Raw genomic sequence first — 22,319 nt, forward strand, 5'->3', positions numbered from 1 at the left:
GGGTGGTGGTGGCGGTGGAGGCGGCGGCGGATCGACCAGCGTGACCAGCACCGACGGCGGCTCGGGCGGCTGCGGCGTGATGTGGGTGGCGAACAGGACCGCGACGGCGGCCACATGCGCGCCGATGCTCACGACCAGGGCCACGCCCTTCCCGCCGCGTCGTCTCCAGTGCGCCATCACTCCGCCAGGTCACAGGCCGAAGCGCCGGCCCAGAACGTGATTTAGGCCACGCCCCCGCGTCAGGAACGTGGCGATTGGTCAAGCTTGCCAGCCACGGACGGACAACCGAAGATCGAGTTCTGGCAGGAGCGTGATCATGGACCCCGTCACCTTGGTCTGGGCGCTATTGCTGGCCGCGCCCATCGCCGGCTTGCTGCTGCGGACCCTGGCGGGGCGACTTGCGCCCCGCCCTTATGCGGCGACGGCCGCCGCGACCGCCATATTCTTATGCGTAGTCGTTGCGGCCGGCGTGGCGGGAATCCGCTTCGTGCCCGTCCTGGCCAATGTCTGGACCCTGGCGGCGGCCTATGCCGCCTACGCTTTCCTGGTCTTCTCCATCGGCCGACTGCCCTGGCCCAGGATGGCGCGACGGGCCGCCATGGTCTTCGGCGCGTTGCCGATCGTCTATGGCTACTTTCTTGGCAGCGTCGGCCTGCTGGGCCTGGTGTTCGTGGCGGGTGAATATGTCGATCCGCCCAGGCAGACCTTGCGGCTGAGCCAGAACATCACCTGCGTCATGACCGAAGGCGGCGGGCTGGACAGCGCCTATAACCTGCGCCTGCATCGCGAATGGCCGCTGGCGCCGCTGCTGCATCGGCAGACCAAGGTGATTTCGGTGGGGGAAGATCGGCTAAGCGCCGCGGACTGCGCCGAACTGCGCGATCGACCGCTCTAGACGCTGAGATCGACCAGCAGACCCGTGCCCGCCGCCGGCGTCGCGCGCACGGCTTGCTTCAGCCGATCGGCGATCTCCGCGCGTTCGGCATTCGAGGTCACGGCCTTGATCGGCTGGATCGGCGAGACATAGGCCTCGGTCGCGATCCGATTGACGGTGAGGTCCATCGGGCTCAAGCAGTCGTGGAACTAGCCATCGCATTGTCGTGCAATAGCCTTAACAAGCGCCTACCAGACGCCCAAGCCTCACTGTTTTGCGGGTCCTTCCGTTGACAGACCCCAGGTGAAGCCCCCACTTTCCCGGCGCTCGCCTCATGGGCGACCCCTTATACTGCACAAGAGTCAGAATGAACGTCGTCGTCGTCGAGAGCCCGGCCAAGGCCAAGACCATCAACAAGTACCTCGGGTCCGACTACACGGTTCTCGCCTCGTACGGTCACATCCGTGACCTGCCGTCCAAGGACGGTTCGGTCGAGCCGGACAACGACTTCGCCATGAGCTGGGAGGTCGACGCCAAGGCCTCCAAGCGGGTCAGCGACATCGTCGACGCCCTGAAGAAGGCCGACCGCCTGATTCTGGCCACCGACCCGGATCGCGAAGGGGAAGCGATCAGCTGGCACGTGCTGGAAGTGCTGAACAAGAAGAAGGCGCTGAAGGACAAGGCCGTCCAGCGCGTCACCTTCAACGCCATCACCAAGACGTCCGTGCTGGAGGCCATGGCCAATCCGCGCGACGTCGACATGGAGCTGGTCGAGGCGTACCTCGCCCGCCGCGCCCTGGACTACCTGGTCGGCTTCACCCTCTCGCCGGTGCTGTGGCGCAAGCTGCCGGGCAGTCGCTCGGCCGGCCGCGTGCAGTCTGTCTGCCTGCGTCTGATCGTCGACCGCGAGCTGGAGATCGAGCGCTTCAAGACCCAGGAATACTGGACCGTCGACGCCGACGTCTCGGCCGGCGCCGATCCGTTCCTGGCCCGCCTGGTCAAGCACGAAGGCAAGAAGCTCACCAAGTTCGACCTCAATAACGAGACCTCGGCCCTGGCCGCCAAGGCCGCGGTGGGCGCCGCCGTGTTCAAGGTCGCCGCCGTCGAGAAGAAGCCCGGCAAGCGCTCGCCCGCCCCGCCCTTCACCACCTCGACCCTGCAGCAGGAAGCCGCCCGCAAGCTGGGCTTCTCCGCCCAGCGCACCATGCAGGCCGCCCAGAAGCTGTATGAAGGCATCGACATCGGTGGCGAGACCGTCGGCCTGATCACCTACATGCGGACCGACGGCGTGTCGGTCGAGCCGGAAGGCATCGCCGAAGCGCGCAGCGTCATCGGCAACGTCTACGGCGCGACCTATGTCCCCGAGACCCCGCGCTACTACAAGGCCAAGGCCAAGAACGCGCAAGAGGCCCACGAAGCCATCCGCCCGACCAGCCTGAACCGCAACCCGGGCTCGCTGCGCCTGGAATCGGATCTCGGCCGCCTCTACGAGCTGATCTGGAAGCGGATGATCGCCTCCCAGATGGAGAGCGCCCGCATCGAGCGCACCACGGTCGACCTGGAAAGCAGCGACGGCCAGACCGGCATGCGCGCCACGGGCCAGGTCGTGCTCTTCCCCGGCTATCTGGCCGTCTATGAGGAAGGCCGCGACGACGAAGGCGACGAGGACAGCGCCCGCCTGCCCGCGATCGAGGAAGGCGCTAGCGCCAAGGTCATCGAAGCCCGCGCCGACCAGCACTTCACCGAACCGCCGCCGCGCTATTCGGAAGCCAGCCTGGTCAAGAAGATGGAAGAGCTGGGGATCGGCCGTCCGTCGACCTACGCCTCGGTCCTGACCGTGCTGCGCGACCGCGAATACGTGAAGATGGACAAGCAGCGCTTCGTCCCCGAGGACAAGGGCCGCCTGGTCACCGCGTTCCTGGAGCAGTTCTTCAAGCGCTACGTGGAATACGACTTCACCGCCGCGCTCGAGGAGCAGCTGGACCTGGTGTCGGACGGCAAGCTGGACTGGAAGCAGTTCCTTCGCGACTTCTGGAAGGACTTCCACGCCGCCGTCGGCGAGATCGCCGAACTGCGCACGACCAATGTCCTGGACGCGCTGAACGAAGCCCTGGGCCCGCACATCTTCCCCGACAAGGGCGATGGCTCGAACCCGCGCCTGTGCCCGACCTGCAATGTCGGCCAGCTGTCGCTGAAGACCGGTAAGTTCGGGGCCTTCATCGGCTGCTCGAACTATCCCGAATGCCGCTACACGCGCCAGCTGGGCGTGTCGGAGGGCGAAGGCGAAGCCGAGAGCGCCGACAAGGAACTGGGCCTCAACCCCGCGACCGGCCTGGCCGTGTGGCTGAAGAACGGCCGCTTTGGTCCCTATGTCGAGGAGCTGGCCGCCGCCGACAGCGGCGAGAAGCCCAAGCGCTCGTCCCTGCCCAAGGGCTGGATCGCCTCGGCCATGGATCTGGAGAAGGCCCTGCGCCTGCTCTCGCTGCCGCGTGAAGTCGGCAAGCACCCGGACGACGGCAAGGTCATCACGGCCGGCCTGGGACGCTTCGGCCCGTTCGTGCTGCACGACGGCACCTACGCCAATCTGGAAAACGCCGAAGAGGTGTTCGACGTCGGCCTGAACCGCGCCGTCGCCATCCTGGCCGACAAGCGCGCCGGCGGCGGGCGTCCGCAGCGTGGGGCGGCGGCCGCTCTCGCCGAACTCGGCAATCACCCCGAGGACGGCAAGCCGGTGCGCGTGCTGTCGGGTCGTTTCGGCCCCTACATCAAGCACGGCGACACCAACGCCAACGTGCCCAAGGGCAAGGACCCGGCCTCCATCACCATGGAAGAGGCCGTGGCCCTGATCGCCGAGCGCGCCGCCAAGGGCGGCGGTAAGAAGCCGGCGAAGAAGGCGGCCGCGCCCAAGAAGGCCGCCGCAAAGACGGCCAAGGCGGAAGGCGACGCTCCGGCCAAGAAGACGGCCGCGAAGAAGCCCGCCGCCAAGAAACCGGCGGCCAAGAAGGCCGCGCCGAAGGCCAAGGCCGCCGCCTCGACGGATGACGGCGCCGCGCCTTGGGACGACGAGGCCTGAGCCTATCCAGGCGCTAGGGAGGGGAGTACAGTTCGATCATGACGACGCTGGAACGTCCCCTGCCCCTGCACGTCGTGGTGTCCGCGCTGATCCTGTGCTGCGTGGGCGGCTTCGCCATGGGCGTCACCAACGCCATGAAGATCGACCACGGTGGCATGGAGACCTCCAAGCAGCCGCTGGCCGAGGTCTCGGGCGTGCCCGTCAAGGACGCCGCCCCCGCCCTCGCCTATGAGCCGCCGCCGGTCGAGAAACCCAAGCCCAAGGCCGTCGAGGTCGAGACCGCCGAGCAGGAAGCCCCGCCGGTGATCGAGACCCCGCCAATCGCCGCTGCCGCTCCGGCCGCCGTGGCTCCCGCCGCGCCCAAGCCCGCCGAGCCCCAGCCGCCGAAGTCGATCGAAGACCTGTACTAGGCCTCACGCGCGCCCCTTGGCTGGCCATCCGCCCCCGTAACGGGGTAAGGCAGGACATGGCCAAACTTCGACCGACCAAGACCTTCAAGCCCAAGCCGCCGGCCGGCCTGCCCGACCGTGACACGCTGATCGCGTTCCTGCGCGACGCCGGCGAGAGCGGCAAGGCCGACATCGCTCGCCACTTCGGCCTGAAGGGCGCCGACCGCCGAGCCCTGCGCGAGATGATCCGCGAGCTGGAGGCCCAGGGCGCGCTGGCCAAGCGCGGCCGGAAAGGCTTCGCGGAAGCCGGCTCCCTGCCCCCCGTCGGCGTGGCCGACGTGGTGGATCGCGACGGCGACGGCGAGCTCTATGTCAAACTGACCAAGTCCGACGACGACGTGCCGAACGTTCGCCTGGCCCCGACCAAGGGCGAGGCCGCGGCCGGCGCCCCGGGCCTGGGCGATCGCCTGCTGGTCCGCTTCGAGCGCCTGGAGACCGGCGAGTTCGAGGCCAAGCTGATCAAGAAGCTGGGCCAGAGCGCCCACAAGGTGCTGGGCGTCATCCGCAAGCACCGCAAGGAGATCCGCGTCGAGCCGGTCGACCGCAAGTCCAAGGACGTGCTGGTTCTCGACCCCAGCGTGGCCCATGACTTCAAGGACGGCGACCTGGTCCTGGCCCAGGTCGGCACGCACGGCGGCCGCTACGGCCCCAAGCCCGGCAAGGTGCTGGAGGTGGTCGGGACCGAGAACGATCCCCGCGCGGCCTCGCTGATCGCCATCCACAGCCACGGCATCCCGACCGGCTTCTCCGAAGAAGCCGAGCGCGAAGCCAAGGCCGCCGTCGAGCCGACGTTGACGGGCCGCGAAGACCTGCGGCATCTGCCGTTCGTGACCATCGACCCGGTGGACGCCCGCGACCACGACGACGCCGTCTTCGCCCATCTCGACGAGGACTCGACCAATGTCGGCGGCTGGGTCGTCTGGGTGGCCATCGCCGACGTCGCGGCCTATGTGCGCCCCGGATCGGCCCTGGACCGCGACGCCCGTGAAAAGGGCAACAGCGTCTACTTCCCCGACCGCGTCGAGCCGATGCTGCCCGAGACCCTGTCGAACGGCCTGTGCTCGCTGCGTGAAGCTGAGAACCGCGCGACCCTGGCCGTGCGGATGGTGTTCGACAAGTCGGGCCGCAAGAAGGGCCACAAGTTCGTGCGCGGCCTGATGCGCTCGGCCGCCAAGCTGTCCTATGAGCAGGCCCAGTCGGCGATTGACGGCCAGCCCGACGACAAGAGCGGCCCGCTGCTGGAACCGATCCTGCAGCCGCTATGGGAAGCCTATCGGACGATGAAGATCGGCCGCGACGCCCGCTCTCCCCTGGCGATCGAGAGCGACGAACGCCGGATCATCATCCGCGAGGGCGAGATCACCTCGATCACCAAGCGCGCCAGCTTGGAAGCCCACAAGCTGATCGAGGAGATGATGGTGCAGGCGAACGTCTGCGCCGCCGAGAGCCTGGAGGCCAAGCGCTCGCCTCTGATCTATCGCGTGCACGATACGCCCAGCCTGGAGAAGATGCAGAATCTGGCCGACTTCCTGCAGACGCTGGATATCCGCTGGGACAAGGGCCAGGCCCCGCAGACCTCGCGCTTCAACAAGCTGCTGGACGAGACGCGCGAAGGGGCCAATGCGGCGATCATCAACGAGGTGGTCCTGCGCACCCAGATGCAGGCCCACTACAGCAGCGACAACATCGGTCACTTCGGGCTGAACCTGGCCAAGTACGCCCACTTCACCAGCCCGATCCGCCGCTATGCCGACCTGATCGTCCACCGGGGCCTGATCCGGGCGCTGGGCCTGGGCGACGATGGCCTGACCGACCAGGACATCGCCCAGATCAAGGACACGGCCGAGGTCATCACCCATGCCGAGCGCCGGGCCATGGCCGCCGAGCGCGACGCCACCGACCGCTATATCGCCGCCTTCCTGGCCGACCGCGTGGGCGCGACCTTCGAGGGCCGGGTCACCGGCGTCACCCGCTTTGGCCTGTTCGTGAAGCTGGCCGACACCGGCGCCGACGGCCTGGTGCCGGTCTCGACCCTGGGCCAGGAGTTCTTCGTCCACGACGAGAAACTGCACGCCCTGGTCGGCGACCGCACGGGTCAGCGCTGGACGCTGGGCATGAACGTCGAGGTCAAGCTGGTCGAGGCCACGCCGGTGACCGGCGGCCTGCTGTTCGAGATGCTGAGCGATCCTCTGCCGGCGGATCCGAACATGCCGCGTCCGCGGCTCGGCGCCCGCCGCCAGGCGGCGGTGAAGCCGCGCGGCGGCCTGCCGAAGGGCGTGCGGCGCGGGAAGCGGCGGTAGGCTTGGTGCGTGATCCTCGCCCTTCGACAAGCTCAGGATGAGGATCATGGCTAGGGCGGTTCACGAGAAACCTCATCCTGAGCTTGTCGAAAGACGAGGTTTCGGCCCCGCTCACGGCGCCGCGATCGCCGCCTCCAGTTTGTCGGCCATCATCTTCTGATCGGCCACCGAAGGGTGGTGATGGCATGCGCCGCTGTCCATCCCCGTGATCCGCACGGCCCTCGCGCCGGTGCGGTCGGCCACCTCGGCGACGTCGTCGGCGAAGGTGTCGCCGGCGATCAGGAACACCCGCGCGCCGGGCCGGCTGGCCTTCAGGCCCTGGACGAAACTCACATAGGTCTCGCGGTAGTCGTGATGCAGCGCCGCCTCGTCCGCCCAGGCCTCGCCGGGGTGGAGCTTCGTCGAAAAGTCGTTGGTGCCCAGACCGATCACCACGATGTCCGGCGCCCACGGGTCATCCGCCGCCACGCGCGGCTCGGCCTGCCCAGGGATCACGCGCGGGAACAGCACCGGCAGCGGCTCACCGGGCGCCAGGCCATCATAGTTGCGCACCACGCCCCGGCCCGAGAACGCCTCGATCCGGTAGTCGGCGTCCAGCCGCCCCGCCAGGATCGGCCCAAAGGCCAGGCTGGTGTCGGTCAGGTCGTGCACCTGCTCCTGGGTGCAATCGCGGCTGGCCGAGCGGACGCCGTAGCCGACGGTGTGGGAGTCGCCGATGAACTCGATCCGCCGCGGACGGGCCGGCGCGGGCAGCACGCTATCCTGCGGTCCGACGAAGAAACCCTCGAACCGCGCCGAACCGGTCTGGCTCTCGGTCAGCTTGTCCAGGCGCACGACATGCTCGCCAGGGCCTAGCCGGTCCAGCAGCAGGTGCAGTTCGCCGGCCTTGGTCAGCTCGGCCTTGCGCGCGCCATCGATGCTGACGGCCAGGTGCTCGTCGCCGGTATTGACCACGACCTCGACGGAAGGGCCGTTGAAGCGCCCCTCGAAATAGACCCCCGGCCAGCCGAAGTCGTAGGCTCCGTCCGGCGCCGGCGCGACGCGGCCGCCGATGTTCAGCGGTAGCGCGGTCTGCGCCCAGACAGGCGTCGAGATGGCAAGGGCGGCGGCGAGGATCAGCGAACGCATGTCCCCTTCTCAAGCGGGATGCGCGCCGCGTCAAACCCCGCTAAGCAAAGCCATGCGCGCGCAGATCGAACCCTTCCACGCCATCGCCATCAGCCGCCTGGCTCACCAGTTGAAGACCGAGGGCGCCTCGATCATCCACATGGAGTTCGGCCAGCCTTCGACCGGCGCGCCCAGCAAGGCGCTGGCCAAGGCCCATGAGATTCTCGACGCCGAGGCCATGGGCTATTGGGAGAGCCCCGCCCTGCGCCAGCGCATCGCCGAGCGCTACCAGACCCTCTATGGCGTCACGGTCGAGCCCGAGCGGATCGTCCTGACCTGCGGCGCCTCGCCGGCCCTGGTCCTGGCGCTCTCAAGCGTGTTCACGCCCGGCGACCGCATCGCCCTGGCCCGCCCCGGCTATGTCGCCTATCGCAACAGCCTCAAGGCCCTGCACCTCGAACCCGTCGAGATCGCCTGCGGGCCGGAGGATCGCTTCCAACTGACCGCCAAGCACCTGGCGGAACTCGACCCCGCCCCCGCCGGCGTCATCGTCGCCAGCCCCGCCAACCCGACCGGCACGATCATCGCGCCAGAAGAGCTGGAAGCCATCGCCAAGGTCTGCCGCGAGCGCGGCATCCGCATCATCAGCGACGAGATCTATCACGGCCTCAGCTACACCGGCCGCACGCCCTCGATGCTGGAGTTCGCGCCCAACGCCCTGATCGTCAACAGCTTCAGCAAGTACTTCAGCATGGCCGGCTGGCGGCTGGGCTGGCTGCTGACGCCCCTGGGCGAGGACCTGGAGCGGGCGCGGGCCTATGTCGGCAACCTGTTCCTGACCGCCCCGTCGCTCAGCCAACACGCCGGCCTCGCCGCGATGGACTGCATCGACGAGCTGGAAGCCCATATCGACGTCTACCGCAGGAACCGCCAGCTGATGCTCGACGCCCTGCCCGCCCTTGGCCTGCGCAAGATCGCCCCGCCGGACGGGGCCTTCTACATCTGGGCCGATATCGGCCACCTGACGGATGACTCGCTGAGCTTCTGCCAACAGCTCCTGAAGGATACCGGGGTGGCCACCGCCCCCGGCGTCGATTTCGATCCCGTCGAGGGCAAGCACTTCATCCGCTTCAGCTTCGCGGTCTCGACCCCGGAGGTCGAGGAGGCGCTGAAGCGGATAACGCCGTGGTTCGAGGCGCGGGCGGCCAGCTCAGCACAGGCCCCCACCTGACCCGCTCACGCAGGTCTGTCCGCCCCCAAACGGGGCGGAGAGCTTAGCTCCGCCCCTCGCAGAGCGAGGCTCTCCTCCCCCTCTTGGGGGAGGGGGACCGCCGAACGGCGGTGGAGTGGGGCAGCGCCGCCCCCTACTTCTTGTCCAGATAATCCAGCGCCATGAAGACCTCGGCCTTCACGCCGGTCTCGAATACCGCCTCGTCCACATCGAAGTAAGGCGAGTGGTTCGCCGGAGCCGTCGCCGCCGGCACATCCGCCTTGCGGCCGCCTAGCTGCACGAACACGCCCGGCACCTTCTCGGCGTACATCGAGAAGTCCTCGGCCCCGGTCACCAGAGCCGCCTTGTCATCGACCTTGCCGGGCGAAGCCTTTTCCAGGCTGGCCTTCACCCAGGCCGACAGCGCCGGATCGTTATAGGTCACCGGATAGGGCTGGCTGAACACCGCCTCGGCCTTGGCGCCGTAGCGGTCGCCGATGGCGGCGACGGCCTTCTGCATCTTGGCGACCAGGTCGTCGTGGCGGGCGGTGGAGAAGGTCCGCATGGTCCCCTCCATCTTCAGGTCCTCGGGGATGATGTTCTGGCGCATGCCCATGTTGATGACGGCGATCGTCACCACCGAGGGCGAGGCGCCGACATCGACCTGACGGGCGGCGATCTGGTTGGTGGCCTGGATGATGTCGGCCGCGATGCTGGCCATGTCGATCCCCGCCCAAGGCCGCGCGCCGTGGGTCTGCTTGCCCTTCACCGTGATCGTCAGCCGGTCGGACGAGGCGTAGAAGCCCTCGGGCCGGTAGTTCAGCAGGTGAGCGTCGGCCGGACCGATGTGCAGGCCGAAGACGGCGTCCACCTTGGGCTTGTCCAGCGCGCCGTCGCGGATCATCAGCTTGGCGCCGCCCTCCTCGCCGGCCTGCGGGCCTTCCTCGGCGGGCTGGAAGATCAGGACGACCGTGCCCTTGATGTCGGCCTTCATGCCGGCCAGCACCGTGGCGGTCCCCAGCAGCATGGCCACGTGGGTGTCGTGGCCGCAGGCGTGCATCACCGGCACGGTCTTGCCCTCCCAGGTCGCCGTGACCTTCGAGGCGAACGGCAGGCCGGTCTTCTCCTCGACCGGCAGGGCGTCCATGTCGGCGCGCAGGGCCACGACCTTGCCGGGCTTGCCGCCCTTGAGGATGCCGACGACGCCGGTCTTGCCGACGTTCTCGCGGACTTCGAAGCCCAGGGCCTTCAGCTCCTTGGCGATCAGGGCCGAGGTGCGGACCTCCTGATTGCCCAGCTCCGGATGCTCGTGGATGTCGCGCCGCCAGGCGATGACCTTGGGCTGGACGGCCTTGGCCGCCGCCTCGATCTTGGCGGTGGAGGGCGCGGCGATGGCCGGCGCGGCCCCTGACACACCAACGAGCGACAAACCGGCGACCAGCGCCAGGGTGGAAATCCGTACGATCATAACGCCCCCTCGAAAAACAGGCCTGACGTTACGTCGGTCTTTCCCAGCCGCGCAATCGGTCTAACGTGATGGCATGAGCCTGCCGCCGATCGACGCGAAATTCGACACGATCAACGACGGCGCCGTGCGCGAGACGGGCGCGGCGCTGACGCCCAAGCACGCGGCCACCGTGATCATCGTCCGCACCGACGGCCCGCAACCGCGCCTGCTGATGGGTCGTCGCAACGGCGGCGTCGCCTTCATGCCCGACAAGTGGGTGTTCCCCGGCGGCCGGGTCGACCGCGCCGACTACGACGCGCCCAGCGCCACCGAACTCGCGCCCGAGGTCGCGGCCCGGCTCGAACTCGAACCCCGCCACCGCACCCCCGCCCGCCTGGCCCGCGCTCTGGCCCTGGCGGCGGTGCGCGAGACCTTCGAGGAAACGGGCCTGCTGCTGGCCAAGCCAGCCCCCGAGCGCCCCGGCGCGGGCCCCTGGCGGCCGTTCCTGGCCCAGGGCGCCCTGCCCGACCTGGCGCCGCTCAGCTTCGTGGCCCGGGCCATCACCCCGCCCTATCGCCCGCGTCGCTTCGACGCCCGCTTCTTCATGGCCCCTGCCGAGGCGCTGCTCTCCCTGGACCGCCGCCCCGACTGCGGCGAACTGGACGAGATCGCCTGGGTCGATTTCCAGGAAGCCATGGCGCTGGACCTGCCCAACATCACCCGCTTCGTGGTCCACGAGATCGGCCAGCGGCTGGCGGAGACTGGACGGCCCGCGCCGTTCATGCGCTTCCTGAACGGCAAGCGTCACCTGACGCACCTCTGAGGGAGGTTCTCGTGATCGCTTCGGTCCTGGCCCTGACGCTTCTGGCCGCGCCCGCCGACATCGACCGCCTAAGCTTCATCGCCGGCTGCTGGACCCTGGTCCGGCCCAACGGCACGAAGATCGAGGAGCAGTGGCTGGCCCCGGCCGGCGGCGCGATGATCGGCATGAGCCGCAGCGTCCGCGACGGCAAGCTGCAGTACGTGGCGATTCCCTCCGGCCAGGCCGAGGCCGCTTTCCCGCTGAAGCAGATCGCCGAGAACACCGTCACCTTCGAGGCCCCGGAGCACGATTTCCCGCAGCGGATCCTCTACAGATTGGTCGACAAGGACACCCTGGTGGCCCGGATCGAGGGTTCCGTCGGCGGTCAGGCGCGATCGGCGGACTTTCCTTACAAGCGGTGTACTGCCGCCAATTGACTTTGAGCTGCCGATCAGTATGTTCCGCGCCTCTTATTTCCAACGCGCGGGAACCTGCGCGACCACCGCAGGGATTCGACCATGGCCAAACCGGCTTCCATCAAGATCCGCCTGAACTCGACGGCGGACACCGGCTTCTTCTACGTCACCAAGAAGAACGCCCGCACCAAGACCGAGAAGATGGTGCTGAAGAAGTACGATCCGGTCATCCGCAAGCACGTCGAATTCCGCGAAGGCAAGATCAAGTAAGATCGCTTTCAGCGCTACGACATCAAGACGCCCGGCTAGCGATAGCCGGGCGTTTTTGTTTGCTCGCCCTCTGGGGGAGCTGTCGGCGAAGTCGACTGAGGGGGCTAGCTGGATGTGGGCCGAGTTGGCCCCCTCCGGCCCTTCGGGCCACCTCCCCCAACGGGGGAGGATCTAGCGGCCGATCAGGAACCAGCGGAAGAAGGCGAAACCGCCCCACAACACGGTCAGGGCCAGCAGTACCGGCCCGACGCAGATGGCGACGAACGCGCCCAGTGTCGCCGCCGTCGAGAGCCCGCCTGAAAGATGCTCGCTGGCCTGCGCGCCCAGGACGAACAGCGCCACACAGGTCAGCAGACCCAGGACCAGCCATCCGCCCGGAAACGGATGCTTACGCGCACGCACTCTTGCTCTCATCTCACCACTCCCCCGTGCGAGACATTGAGACGAGAGTCTGCGACAGCCGTATGCAGGCCGCTAAGAAAGCCGCCTAATTTCGGTTAGTTATGCCGCATCCGTGATCAGACGGCCTTGGTCCAGCGCCCGCTTGGCCAGCAAAGTGTCGGCCACACCATAAGTGCGCTCGTTATCGACATCGATGGCGTGGGCGCCGTCGGTCAGGACCACCGGCTCGACCTTCAGCTTGAAGCGGCGGCCCAGGCGGTTGAGCGCCCCGCGCAGCGACAACCGGCCCATCAGCAGCAGGGCCAGGTTGATCGGCCCCAGGGCCATGATCATCCGCATAGGCTTCTTGGCGAACTGCCCGCCGCTGCGGAAGCTCTCGGCCACGCTGGTCGCGGCGGGTCCCGCGAAAGCGTAGAGATTGCAGTTCGAATAGGCGTCGTCCCAGAACTTGTAGAACCGCCGCTGGCCTTCCGGATGGGCCGCCATCACCGAGCGCTGGGTCGCCATGGCCAGGGAGACGTCGGCTACCTTCAGGGCGTTCAGCACCTCGCTGACCGCGCCCGGCGTCAGCAGGACGTTGTCGCCCGTGGTCACCAGCAACGGCATGTCGCCCACGCCCTCGGCGGCGGCATAGACGCTGTCGGCCAGATTGTTGGCGGCCGGCACATATTCGATCAGGAACCGGCTGGCGGGCAGCATCGCGTCGATCAGCGGCGCGGTCTCCGGCTCGACGACGATGCGCAGGCGCGTCAGGCCCGGCGTCGCGATCAGGGCCTCGACCACATAGCGCACCAACGCCGCGCCCTGGATCGGGACCAGGTTCTTGTTCACGACGCCCGCGGCCTCGGCCAGGGGATCGACACGGCCCGGCCGCTGACCAGCTAGAATCACGCCGACGAAAGGCTCAGGCTGCGACGACATCGTACGCCCTTTGCAGCAGACCCTGGCGGTCCAGGCTCTCGGTCAGGATGGTCTCGATCAGCTCGGCATGGGTCCAGCCGATCTGCTGGGCGGCCATCGAGATCGTCTTCCGGGACCACAGATTGCAGTTCAGGTTCACTTCCAGGAACTGGACCTCGCCGGTGGCGACGTCGAGGCGGAACTCGAAGCGGCCGTAGTCGAACGGCATGAACTCCCGCATCATCTCGCGGGCCCGGGCCTCGGCGATCTGGCGCTGCGGGCCGTCCTCCAGCGGGCGGATCTCATAGGCCTGGCCGCCGACCAGGTTGCGCTTCTCCTGATAGGTGCGCAGCTGGGCCGGGTTGATCTGCTCGACGATCTGGGTCGGCAGGATGACCGGCTCGCCGTCGACCGTGATGGCCGAGATCTCGATGTCGTGGCCCTGGATGAACGGTTCGACGATGACGTCGTGGCCTTCCTCGTGCAGGCGCTGGACCGCTTCGCGCACGCCGGCCCAGTCGAAGGCGTCGCTGACGCCCCAGCTGGCCGAGGAGGCGTTCGGCTTGATCACGAAGTGCTCGCCCGGCGGCAGCAGGCTGGCGTCCAGCGGCGCGCCCCGGCGATAGACGGCCCACGGCGCGGTCGGCACGCCCCGCGCCACGGCGGCGCGCTTGGTCAGGTGCTTGTCGTCCGACAGGCCGCGCAGGATCGGGCTGGCGCCGAGGTACGGTAGCGAGAGGCGGTTGCAGAGCAGCGGGACAAGCATTTCCGAGTTCAGGAAGCCGGCGCGGTTCAGCAGCGGGAAGACGAAATCGACGTCCGGACGCTCGAACAGCACGCTGTATTCGTCGGCGACCATCAGGTTGACCCCGATGTCCTCGAGCGTCTCGCGCATCTCGCAGTGATAGACCGCGTGGGTGCCGTCCTCGGGATGCAGCTCGCCCCGCCCTTTGGCGTGCTTGGCGATCAGCATGATGCGAAGGGCGCGCTTGGCCTCGAGCGGAAGGCGTCGCGGAGCGGCGATACGGTTCATCGGCAGCCTCCGGGCTCGGGGCCACCGGAAGCCCCCTTCCGCAGGTCCGTCGCGTCGATGTCGATCTTCGAAGGCTAGGCTCGGCGCGTGACGGACGCGCTACGGTTTCATGGCAAGATGATATGCGAGTAAAGCGCCGTAACGGCCGACGCCCAGACCCTGGCGGGCGGCGCGCTGAGGCATCAAGACGCCCGGCTTGCCGTTGCCCTCGATCAGCACCGGGCCGGTAGGCGTCAGGGCCACGTCCCAGCCGATCAGGGCGTAGTCGGGGAAGACCTCGGCATGGGCCCGGCGCACTAGGCCCTTGGCCGCGGCCCAGTCGGGCAGCATGCGGCCGGCGATCGCCGCGCCGGTGACCGGATGGACGGCATGGTCGCCGCCGCCATAGCCCTTGCAGGCCACGCCCAGCGATCCGACCGGCAGGTCCACCGCCGCGATCAGCCCGCCGGCCTTCATGTTGTCGACCTTGGCCCCGCGCACCGAGGCGAAGCGGAAGGTGGCGCTGACCACCTCGGGCGCGCCGACCTCGTCGACCATGGTGACGATGCGCACGGTCGGCAGGGCGTCCAGCGCCAGGTCCCGCAGCGCCGGATGGGTCGCGACCCGGTCCTGGACCAGCCAGGCGCCCCGGCCGCGCGGCAGGCGGGCGGCCAAATGGACGGCAAGATCGGCGGCGTCGGCCACGCGCTCCAGCACGACGACGCCGTCGCCGCCCTCCCCGTCCGCCGGCTTCAGCACCAGGTCGCGGCCGGCCGGGTCGGCCTTCATCTCTACATTGCCGTCCCGGACCACCGCCACGGTGCGCGGCGAAGGCAGATGGGCGGCGGCGCAGCGGGCCTCGAACCGGACCTTGTCGGCCAGCACGCATTCGCGGGTCCAGCCCAAGGGGTTGATCCGCTTGTTCAGCGCCGCGTCCTCGAAGCGGCGGATGTAGCCGTCCAACTGGACCGGGTCCTCGATGCGGAACAATGCCAGGTCGTTGGGATCGACGAAGCGCGCGTGGGCGATCTCGATGGCGCGGCGGCGCCAGGCTTCGCCGAGGTCGAACTTGCGCGCCACCTTGGCCGCGCGGCCGGGGATCCAGGCCTGGAAGGCCAGGCCCACCACCGCGTCCAGCGCCGCCCGCGCCGGCCCGCGCCGGGCCTGGCGCTGGGCATAGTGCGCCTGCAGGCACCGCGCCGACACCGGCGCCACGACGCCGGGATAGATCCCGTACGCCTTCTTGAGGAAATAGAAGCTGTCGTAGCCCATGCGCCGCCCCCGGAACGGTCAGGTCTAACGCCGCCGTGTAACGGTTTTGGGACGACTAGTTGGGCTTGCCGCTGGTCATGCCCAGCTTGTACGGCGGCTGGGTCGCCACGACGTCCGCCGGGCGCACGGTTGGGCTCAGCGGCGTGGCGCCCTCCAGTCCCTTGCCGGTGACGTTGTTGATCGAGAGCTTCGGGCCCTCGGCGATCGTCACGGCCACGTTCTTCAGCGTGACGTTCTTGATGTTGGCCAGGGTGATCCCCTTGCCCGCCGTCCCGGTGATGTCCTTCAGCGTCAGACCGTCCAGCGGCTTGTCGGGATGGATGTTGACCGCCTCGACCAGCACCGGGACGTCGGTGACCTTGATCCGCTCGAAGGTGAAGTTGCGCACCGTGGGGATGCCGTCGAAGCCCGCGACCGGGAACTGGTCCTGCTTGCCGCTGTCCAGGAAGTTCAGGCGCAAGAAGCCGTTGCCTGTCCCGGAGACCTCCAGGTCGCGCATCACGATGTCCTCGATGAACGCGCCACGACCCGGTCGGCTCTTGATGTAGACGGCGAAGGTGTGGGCGGCGAGCATCTTGCACCGCTCGACCCGCACGCGGCGCACGCCCGCCGAGGTTTCGCTGCCGATGCCGATACAGGCCCAGCGATGGTCCTTGAACGTGCAGTCGGTGATCACGACGTCCTCGGTCGGACGGGCGATCAGATTGCCTTCCATCCCCCGGCCGGACTTCAGCGAGATACAGTCATCGACCGTGTCGAAGTCGCAGTGCTCGATGGTCACCCGGCGGCAGGAATCGACGTCGATGCCGTCGGCCCTACCGTTGACGACCACATTGCGGAACACGACGTCGTCGCAATAGACCGGGTGGATCGACCACATGTCGTTCTGCTGGGTCTTCAGATCGGTGACGGTCAGGCCCTGGACGTCGACGAACTCCAGCAAGGCCGGATGGCGCAGGCCGGTCTCCTTCTGGACGCGGCCCTTGATCGCGTCGGAGGCGACGATGGCGCCCTTGCCGGTCAGGGCGATATTGCGCGCGCCCTGCCCCCAGATCAGGCCGATATAGCCGGGAACCCAACGCCCCTCCCAGCGCACCTGCACGATCGGATAGTCGGCGAGGTCGGGCGAGCCCTGCAGGGTCGCGCCCTCTTCGATCCGCAGCGTGGTGTTCGCGCCGATCCGGATCGCGCCGGTCAGGAAGGTCCCGCCGGCCAGCACCACCTCGCCGCCGCCGAACACGGCGCAACGATCGAGGGCCAGCTGTAGGGCGTGGGTGTCCTTGGCGACGCCGTCGCCCACCGCGCCAAGCTCGCGCGGATCGATCCGCAACTTCGGTTGAGCCGGTGCGGAAGTCTTGGGCGCAACGGCGGCGCCCGCCGGGTTCGCGGCGATCAGGGTCGAGAGACCGGCGAGCGCGAGCACGGCGCGGCGATTGGCGGACATGGGCGGACGCTCCCTAGGATCGGCTTATGACACCGGTTTCTCAGAGCAGCATGCGACGGACGCGACGCGCCCGCCAATCCATAAATGTCGAGATCTGGAAGGCGCTTACGCGGCCTTGCCGACCACCGCGTTACGGCCCGAGGCCTTGGCCTGGTAGACGCCCTCGTCCGCCCGCTTCAGCAGGGCTTCGGGGGTGTCGCCTTCACCGGCCGTGGCCGAGACGCCGATCGAGATGGTCACGGTCAGCTCTTCCTTGGTGGGTCCCACCTTGAAGGGCGAACCGGAGACATGGTTGCGAATCCGCTCGGCGATGCGCAGGGCGTCGGCCAGGGCGGTGTCAGGCATGATCACCACGAACTCCTCGCCGCCGAAACGGCAAGGCAGGTCGATGGCCCGAACGTTGGAGGCCAGGCGCAGGGCGAACTCGCGCAGCACCTCGTCGCCGATGTCGTGACCGAAGGTGTCGTTGATCTTCTTGAAGAAATCGATGTCGATCAGCAGGGCCGAGACCGGCTCGCCGCCCATCGCCGCGCGCTTGACCAGCGAGTCCAGCTGCCCCGTCATGTAGCGACGGTTGTGCAGGCCGGTGAGCTGGTCCGTAACGGCCAGTTCCAGGCTGTGGTCGAGGTTGTTGCGCAGGTAGTCGGTGTAGCGCTTGCGCTGGATCTGCGTCTTGACCCGAGCCGACAGCTCCTGCGGGTCCACCGGACGCGGCAGGATGTCGTTCACGCCGATTTCCAGCGCCTTGACCATGCGGCCCCGGTCGTCGGGATCGACCATGGCCAGCACGGGCAGCTGGCGCGAACGCTCTTCCGACCGCAGGGCGGCGGTGAAGCGCAGGCCGTCGAAGCTCTTGGCCGCGGCGTTGACGATGACCAGATCGACCGGACCGCCGGCGCTGATCTTGGCCTTCTCCGGATCGCTTTCGACGACCGGGCGATGCTCAACGCCCAGCTCGGCGGCGATCCGCTGGGCCTGGCGCTCGTTGTCGTCGACGATCAGCACCCGGCCGCCCAGGCCGTCCAGGCGGGCGGCGGCGCCGGCGATCACGCCCATGCGGCGGCCCGAGGCCTCGCGCTGACGCAGTTCGTCGATCACGAGCTTGAAGCGGGTCAGGCTGCGCACGCGGGCGAACAGCATGACATCGTCGATGGGCTTGGTCAGAAAGTCCGAAGCGCCCGATTCCAGGCCCTGGATGCGATCGGCGCGGCCGTCGAGGGCCGTGATCAGCACCACCGGGATGTGGCGGGTGGTCGGGTCTTCCTTGAGTTTGCGGCAGACGGTGAAGCCGTCCATGCCGGGCATCATCACGTCCAGCAGGATGATGTCGGGCAGGTCGCGGGCGGCCATGGCCAGGGCGGTCGGGCCGTCCATGGCGCTGGAGACTTCATAGTACTCGGCCGTCAGCTTGGCCTCGAGCAGACGGACATTGGCTTCGATGTCGTCGACGACGAGGATCCGGGCGCTCATGCGGCGGGGACCTTGTCCAGCAGGCGCTTGATGGTGTCCAGGAAGTGGACCACCGAGATGGGCTTGGAGATATAGGCCTCGCAGCCGCCTTCGCGGATACGCTCCTCATCGCCCTTCATGGCGAAGGCGGTGACGGCCACGACCGGGATATGCGCCAGGTCGTCGTCTTCCTTGAGCCACTTGGTGACTTCCAGGCCAGAGATTTCCGGCAACTGGATGTCCATCAGAATCAGATCGGGCTTGTTGTCGCGGGCAATAGACAGCGCCGACAGACCCTCACGGGTCTGCAGGGTCTCGTAACCCTGGGCCTCGAGCAGATCATGAAAGAGCTTCATGTTCAGCTCGTTATCCTCCACGATGAGGACCTTCTTCGTCATCCTTACCCCGACCAAACGGTCACGTGGCGGCGCCTAGGGATTCGCGCCGCCTTCCAGAACCAGATCGCACGAATATCCTTAAGCCCGCGCTAATCGCGTTAAGACCCCGAGCTCATGGAACCACGCTACTCCGACCTTCAGGCCTGCGCCATCACGCCGACCGCATCGCTGGTCATCGTCGATGTCGACGAAGTGCTCGCGCAGTTCATGCGCGGCTTCGGCGATTTCATCGCGCGCCATGGCTTCGAGCTGCGGGTCGATCGCTTCGCCCTGTTCCAGAACATCTATCGTCCCGGCGAGACGGAACACCTCGATCTGATCGCGGGCAAGGTCCTGTTCGACGATTTCTTCCGCGACGGCGCCGATGACCTGATTCCCGCCATCGGCGCCGCCGACGCCCTGGCCGACCTGTCGACCCGGGCCGAGGTGGTGATCCTGACCAACGCCCCGGAACACGGACGCCTGGCCCGGGCCAAGTGGCTGAAGACCCACGGCTTCGACTATCCGCTGATCATCAACAGCGGGCCCAAGGGTCCCCCGGCCGCCGAGCTGGCCGCGCGCACCTCGGGCCGCGCCGTCTTCATCGACGACCTTTTGCCGCAGCTGGAATCGGTGGCGGAGAAGGCGCCCGACGTCGGGCGGTTCCAGATGGTCAGCGACGAGCGCCTGCGCCCGTTCGCCCCCTCCGCGCCCGACCGTCATGTCCGTATTGACGAGTGGCCTCGCCTGAAGGCCGCCATCGAGGAGCGTCTGTTCGCATGATCCGGTTCGGAGTCGATTTCGGCGGCACCAAGATCGAGGTCGCCGCTCTCAACGAGGCCGGCGAGTTCGTCGCGCGGGTGCGCAAGCCCAATCCGGGCGAGTACGGCGCAGCGCTCGATGTCGTGGCCGGCCTGCTGGCCGACGCCGAGGCCATGGCCGGTGCGACCTGCGCCCGCCTGGGCCTTGGCATCCCCGGCTCGATCTCGCCGCGCACCGGCCTGATCCGCAACGCCAACAGCGTCTATCTGAATGGCCGGCCGTTTGGTCAGGACCTGGAGCAGCGCCTGGCTCGCCCGGTGCGCCTGGCCAACGACGCCAACTGCCTGGCCCTCTCGGAAGCCGCCGACGGCGCGGGGGCCGGAGCGCGGGTGGTGTTCGCGGTGATCATCGGCACCGGCTGCGGCGGCGGGGTCGTGGTCGATGGCAAGATCATCGAGGGTCACAACGGTTTCGGCGGCGAATGGGGCCACATGCCCCTGCCCTGGCCCAAGCCGGAGGAATATCCCGGTCCCGAGTGCTGGTGCGGCCGCAAGGGGTGCATGGAGAAGTGGGTCGCCGGCCCGGCGTTCTCCAAGGACGCGGGCTTCCCGACCGGCCAGGCGACCATGGACGCGATCAACAGCGGCGACGCCTCGGCGGCCGGGGCGCTGGACCGCTATGTCGATCGCCTGGGCCGAGGCCTGGCGGCCATCTGCGACATCATCGACCCGGACGTCATCGTGCTGGGCGGCGGCATGTCGAATGTCGACGCACTCTATGATCGCTTGCCCGCCGCCATCGCGCCGCACGTGTTCTCGGACGTGTTCGAGACGCCAGTGAAGAAGGCCATCCACGGCGACAGCTCCGGCGTGCGCGGCGCGGTCTGGCTGTGGCCGCCGGAGGCGTAAGGACGCTCCCATGAAGTCCCTGTGCCGCGATTGCGGATGGACGGGCGAGGTGAAAGCCGCGCGCTGTCCGTCCTGCGCCTCGCCGCGCACGGTCTTCCATGAGGAGCTGGGCGTACTCTCGATCGCCCATCTGGACTGCGACGCCTTCTACGCCTCGGTGGAGAAGCGCGACGACCCGAGCCTGCGCGACAAGGCGGTGATCGTCGGCGGCGGCAAGCGCGGGGTCGTGACCACCGCCTGCTACATCGCTCGCATGAGCGGCGCCCGCTCGGCCATGCCGATGTACAAGGCCTTGAAGCTGTGCCCGCAGGCCGTGGTCATCAAGCCCGACTTCACCAAGTACCGGGAGGCCAGCCGGCTCATCCACGAGAAGCTCGATAAGCTGACGCCGCTGATCCAACCGCTGTCGCTGGACGAGGCCTGGATCGACCTGACCGGCACCGATCGCCTGCACGGCGCGACGCCGGCGGCGATGCTGGCGCGGCTGCAGGCCGAGATCGAGCGCGACATCGGCCTGACCGTCTCGATCGGTCTGGCCCCCAACAAGTTCCTGGCCAAGATCGCCTCTGAGCTGGACAAGCCGCGCGGCTTCTCGGCGATCGGGTCGGCCGAAGCGCAGAGCTTCCTGGCCGGCAAGCCGGTCAGCATCCTGCCCGGCGTCGGCCCGGCCACGGTGTCGTCCCTGGCCGAGATCGGTTTGAAGACCGTCGGCGACATCGCCGCCGCAGATCTGAAAGAGCTGGCCAAAAGCTTGGGCTCCGGCGGCCTGCGCCTGCACCGCCTGGCCCACGGCCAGGACAGCCGGATGGTTGATCCCGACCAGGCCCGCAAGACGATCAGCGCAGAGACCACCTTCAACGACGACCTGCACAAGCGGGACGAACTTGAGGACGAGCTCTGGCCGCTCTGCGAGAAGGTCGCCAAGCAAGCCCGCAAGGAAGGCGTGGCCGGCCGCGTGGCGACGCTGAAGCTGCGCACGCCCGACTTCAAGATCCACACCCGCCGCCGCACCCTGGCCGTGCCGACCCAGACGGCCCGCACCCTGTTCCAGGTGGCGCGCGAACTGCTGGCGGCCGAGAAACCCGGCCTCTCCTATCGCCTGATCGGCGCGGGCCTGACCGAGTTCGTCGACGCCGAGACCGCCGGCGCGGACATGTTCGCCGACGAGGAACGCCGCACGCTGAAGAGCGAAACCGCCATCGACGCCCTGCGCGGCAAGTTCGGCGCGGCCGCGGTCGTCAGTGGTCGGGCGCTCAAAGGCCGCTGAGTGAGTCGCGCGTTCGGCGCTCCGCACCCCTCTTGCGCGACAGGATGTCGCTAACCATTTGGGCCTCTCACCCACGGAACCGTTCGCGCTCGGCCTTCGCTCTCCCAATCGTGAAGCCGTTTTCCGAGGCGCCCCTGTGCTAAAGCGGCGCAGCGGCGTGTCGGCCTCTTCCAAAGCCGTCGCGTTTCCATATCTAATTCAGACAGGCGAGTGATTTGCTCGCCGGGAGAGAACAAGTCGATGGCCGAGCGGAAGCAAGGCGGACAAAGCAACGGCGCTGGGTCGTCGGTCGTCACGGAAGTGAAGCCGAAGACGCAGAAGCCTTCGCTCTATCGAGTTCTGATTCTCAACGACGACTACACTCCCATGGAGTTCGTCGTTTACGTGCTCGAACGGTTCTTCAACAAGTCGCGTGAAGACGCCACGCGCATCATGCTCCACGTCCATCAGAACGGCGTGGGCGTGTGTGGTGTCTACACTTACGAAGTCGCAGAGACCAAGGTCGCGCAAGTCATCGACTCGGCGCGACGTCATCAGCACCCCCTGCAGTGCACCATGGAAAAGGACTGAGGAGCCCC

General features: G+C 68.0%; 22 protein-coding genes. 12 read left to right on the forward strand and 10 right to left on the reverse strand.

Annotated features, from left to right (window positions below):
• Positions 1 to 316 precede the first annotated feature (316 nt).
• The gene (locus AC07YH_RS05900) at positions 317 to 895 is read left to right on the forward strand and encodes a hypothetical protein (protein ID WP_494746084.1); all 579 of its coding nucleotides are present in this window, start codon (positions 317 to 319) and stop codon (positions 893 to 895) included.
• Here AC07YH_RS05900 and AC07YH_RS05905 read toward each other — a convergent pair.
• On the reverse strand, positions 892 to 1,062 hold the full coding sequence (locus tag AC07YH_RS05905) for a hypothetical protein (protein WP_494618217.1): 171 nt from the start codon (positions 1,060 to 1,062) through the stop codon (positions 892 to 894). The genes AC07YH_RS05900 and AC07YH_RS05905 overlap by 4 nt on opposite strands.
• 179 nt (positions 1,063 to 1,241) lie before the next feature.
• On the opposite strand from AC07YH_RS05905, the gene topA reads away from it, so the two are divergent.
• Genes topA through rnr form a run of 3 tightly spaced genes read left to right on the forward strand, consistent with a single transcriptional unit; the run spans position 1,242 to position 6,696 of the window.
• Positions 1,242 to 3,947: a type I DNA topoisomerase gene (gene topA, locus AC07YH_RS05910; RefSeq protein WP_494746085.1), complete on the forward strand. Its 2,706-nt coding sequence runs from the start codon at positions 1,242 to 1,244 to the stop codon at positions 3,945 to 3,947.
• Between the two features lie 38 nt (positions 3,948 to 3,985).
• Positions 3,986 to 4,357, forward strand: a complete 372-nt coding sequence (locus AC07YH_RS05915; protein ID WP_494746086.1) for a hypothetical protein — start codon at positions 3,986 to 3,988, stop codon at positions 4,355 to 4,357.
• A 56-nt stretch (positions 4,358 to 4,413) separates the two neighbouring features.
• The gene (gene rnr, locus AC07YH_RS05920) at positions 4,414 to 6,696 is read left to right on the forward strand and encodes a ribonuclease R (RefSeq protein WP_494746087.1); all 2,283 of its coding nucleotides are present in this window, start codon (positions 4,414 to 4,416) and stop codon (positions 6,694 to 6,696) included.
• A gap of 111 nt (positions 6,697 to 6,807) precedes the next feature.
• On the opposite strand, the gene AC07YH_RS05925 is transcribed toward rnr, so the two are convergent.
• Positions 6,808 to 7,824, reverse strand: a complete 1,017-nt coding sequence (locus tag AC07YH_RS05925) for an SGNH/GDSL hydrolase family protein (RefSeq protein ID WP_494746088.1) — start codon at positions 7,822 to 7,824, stop codon at positions 6,808 to 6,810.
• Positions 7,825 to 7,876: 52 nt separating this feature from the next.
• On the opposite strand from AC07YH_RS05925, the gene AC07YH_RS05930 reads away from it, so the two are divergent.
• Positions 7,877 to 9,034, forward strand: coding sequence for a pyridoxal phosphate-dependent aminotransferase (locus AC07YH_RS05930; protein WP_494746089.1), 1,158 nt, complete (start codon positions 7,877 to 7,879; stop codon positions 9,032 to 9,034).
• 133 nt (positions 9,035 to 9,167) lie between these two features.
• On the opposite strand, the gene AC07YH_RS05935 is transcribed toward AC07YH_RS05930, so the two are convergent.
• Complete coding sequence (locus AC07YH_RS05935; protein WP_494746090.1) at positions 9,168 to 10,481, reverse strand: amidohydrolase; 1,314 nt, start codon at positions 10,479 to 10,481, stop codon at positions 9,168 to 9,170.
• A 73-nt stretch (positions 10,482 to 10,554) separates the two neighbouring features.
• On the opposite strand from AC07YH_RS05935, the gene AC07YH_RS05940 reads away from it, so the two are divergent.
• The 3 genes from AC07YH_RS05940 (at position 10,555) to rpmG (ending at position 11,948) form a co-directional block, all read left to right on the forward strand.
• Positions 10,555 to 11,283 carry an NUDIX hydrolase gene (locus AC07YH_RS05940; RefSeq protein WP_494746091.1) on the forward strand — a complete coding sequence of 243 codons (729 nt, stop codon included), beginning with the start codon at positions 10,555 to 10,557 and terminating at the stop codon, positions 11,281 to 11,283.
• 11 nt (positions 11,284 to 11,294) lie between these two features.
• Positions 11,295 to 11,699 carry a DUF6265 family protein gene (locus tag AC07YH_RS05945; RefSeq protein ID WP_494746092.1) on the forward strand — a complete coding sequence of 135 codons (405 nt, stop codon included), beginning with the start codon at positions 11,295 to 11,297 and terminating at the stop codon, positions 11,697 to 11,699.
• Positions 11,700 to 11,780: 81 nt separating this feature from the next.
• The gene (gene rpmG, locus AC07YH_RS05950; RefSeq protein WP_010920317.1) at positions 11,781 to 11,948 is read left to right on the forward strand and encodes a 50S ribosomal protein L33; all 168 of its coding nucleotides are present in this window, start codon (positions 11,781 to 11,783) and stop codon (positions 11,946 to 11,948) included.
• Positions 11,949 to 12,119: 171 nt separating this feature from the next.
• On the opposite strand, the gene AC07YH_RS05955 is transcribed toward rpmG, so the two are convergent.
• From AC07YH_RS05955 to divK, 7 genes are all read right to left on the reverse strand, one after another.
• A complete protein-coding gene (locus AC07YH_RS05955; RefSeq protein ID WP_494746093.1) occupies positions 12,120 to 12,350 on the reverse strand; it encodes a hypothetical protein in 231 nt (76 codons plus the stop codon).
• A gap of 99 nt (positions 12,351 to 12,449) precedes the next feature.
• Positions 12,450 to 13,271, reverse strand: a complete 822-nt coding sequence (locus AC07YH_RS05960) for an NTP transferase domain-containing protein (protein WP_494746094.1) — start codon at positions 13,269 to 13,271, stop codon at positions 12,450 to 12,452.
• Positions 13,255 to 14,283, reverse strand: coding sequence for a D-alanine--D-alanine ligase family protein (locus AC07YH_RS05965; protein ID WP_494746095.1), 1,029 nt, complete (start codon positions 14,281 to 14,283; stop codon positions 13,255 to 13,257). The genes AC07YH_RS05960 and AC07YH_RS05965 overlap by 17 nt, the downstream gene beginning before the upstream one ends.
• A 99-nt stretch (positions 14,284 to 14,382) precedes the next feature.
• Positions 14,383 to 15,534 carry a sugar-transfer associated ATP-grasp domain-containing protein gene (locus AC07YH_RS05970; RefSeq protein WP_494746096.1) on the reverse strand — a complete coding sequence of 384 codons (1,152 nt, stop codon included), beginning with the start codon at positions 15,532 to 15,534 and terminating at the stop codon, positions 14,383 to 14,385.
• A 55-nt stretch (positions 15,535 to 15,589) separates the two neighbouring features.
• Positions 15,590 to 16,978, reverse strand: coding sequence for a glycoside hydrolase family 28 protein (locus AC07YH_RS05975; protein WP_494746097.1), 1,389 nt, complete (start codon positions 16,976 to 16,978; stop codon positions 15,590 to 15,592).
• Positions 16,979 to 17,083: 105 nt separating this feature from the next.
• Positions 17,084 to 18,448 (reverse strand): PleD family two-component system response regulator, encoded by a 1,365-nt coding sequence (locus AC07YH_RS05980; protein WP_494746098.1) that lies wholly within the window; start codon positions 18,446 to 18,448, stop codon positions 17,084 to 17,086.
• Entirely contained in the window at positions 18,445 to 18,825 is a 381-nt protein-coding gene (gene divK, locus AC07YH_RS05985) for a cell-cycle response regulator DivK (RefSeq protein ID WP_492104040.1), read from the reverse strand. Before divK ends, AC07YH_RS05980 begins: the two co-directional genes overlap by 4 nt.
• 114 nt (positions 18,826 to 18,939) lie before the next feature.
• Between divK and AC07YH_RS05990 the strand changes: the two genes are divergently transcribed.
• The 4 genes from AC07YH_RS05990 to clpS all read left to right on the forward strand — a co-directional run bounded on the left by AC07YH_RS05990 (position 18,940) and on the right by clpS (position 22,311).
• Positions 18,940 to 19,587: a hypothetical protein gene (locus tag AC07YH_RS05990; RefSeq protein ID WP_494746099.1), complete on the forward strand. Its 648-nt coding sequence runs from the start codon at positions 18,940 to 18,942 to the stop codon at positions 19,585 to 19,587.
• A complete protein-coding gene (locus AC07YH_RS05995; protein WP_494746100.1) occupies positions 19,584 to 20,474 on the forward strand; it encodes an ROK family protein in 891 nt (296 codons plus the stop codon). The genes AC07YH_RS05990 and AC07YH_RS05995 overlap by 4 nt, the downstream gene beginning before the upstream one ends.
• Before the next feature lie 10 nt (positions 20,475 to 20,484).
• The gene (locus AC07YH_RS06000; RefSeq protein ID WP_494746101.1) at positions 20,485 to 21,741 is read left to right on the forward strand and encodes a DNA polymerase IV; all 1,257 of its coding nucleotides are present in this window, start codon (positions 20,485 to 20,487) and stop codon (positions 21,739 to 21,741) included.
• A 240-nt stretch (positions 21,742 to 21,981) separates the two neighbouring features.
• Positions 21,982 to 22,311, forward strand: coding sequence for an ATP-dependent Clp protease adapter ClpS (gene clpS / locus AC07YH_RS06005; protein WP_013079900.1), 330 nt, complete (start codon positions 21,982 to 21,984; stop codon positions 22,309 to 22,311).
• Positions 22,312 to 22,319 lie beyond the last annotated feature (8 nt).

This window comes from Caulobacter sp. GW456-12-1-14-TSB4 (assembly GCF_059424195.1).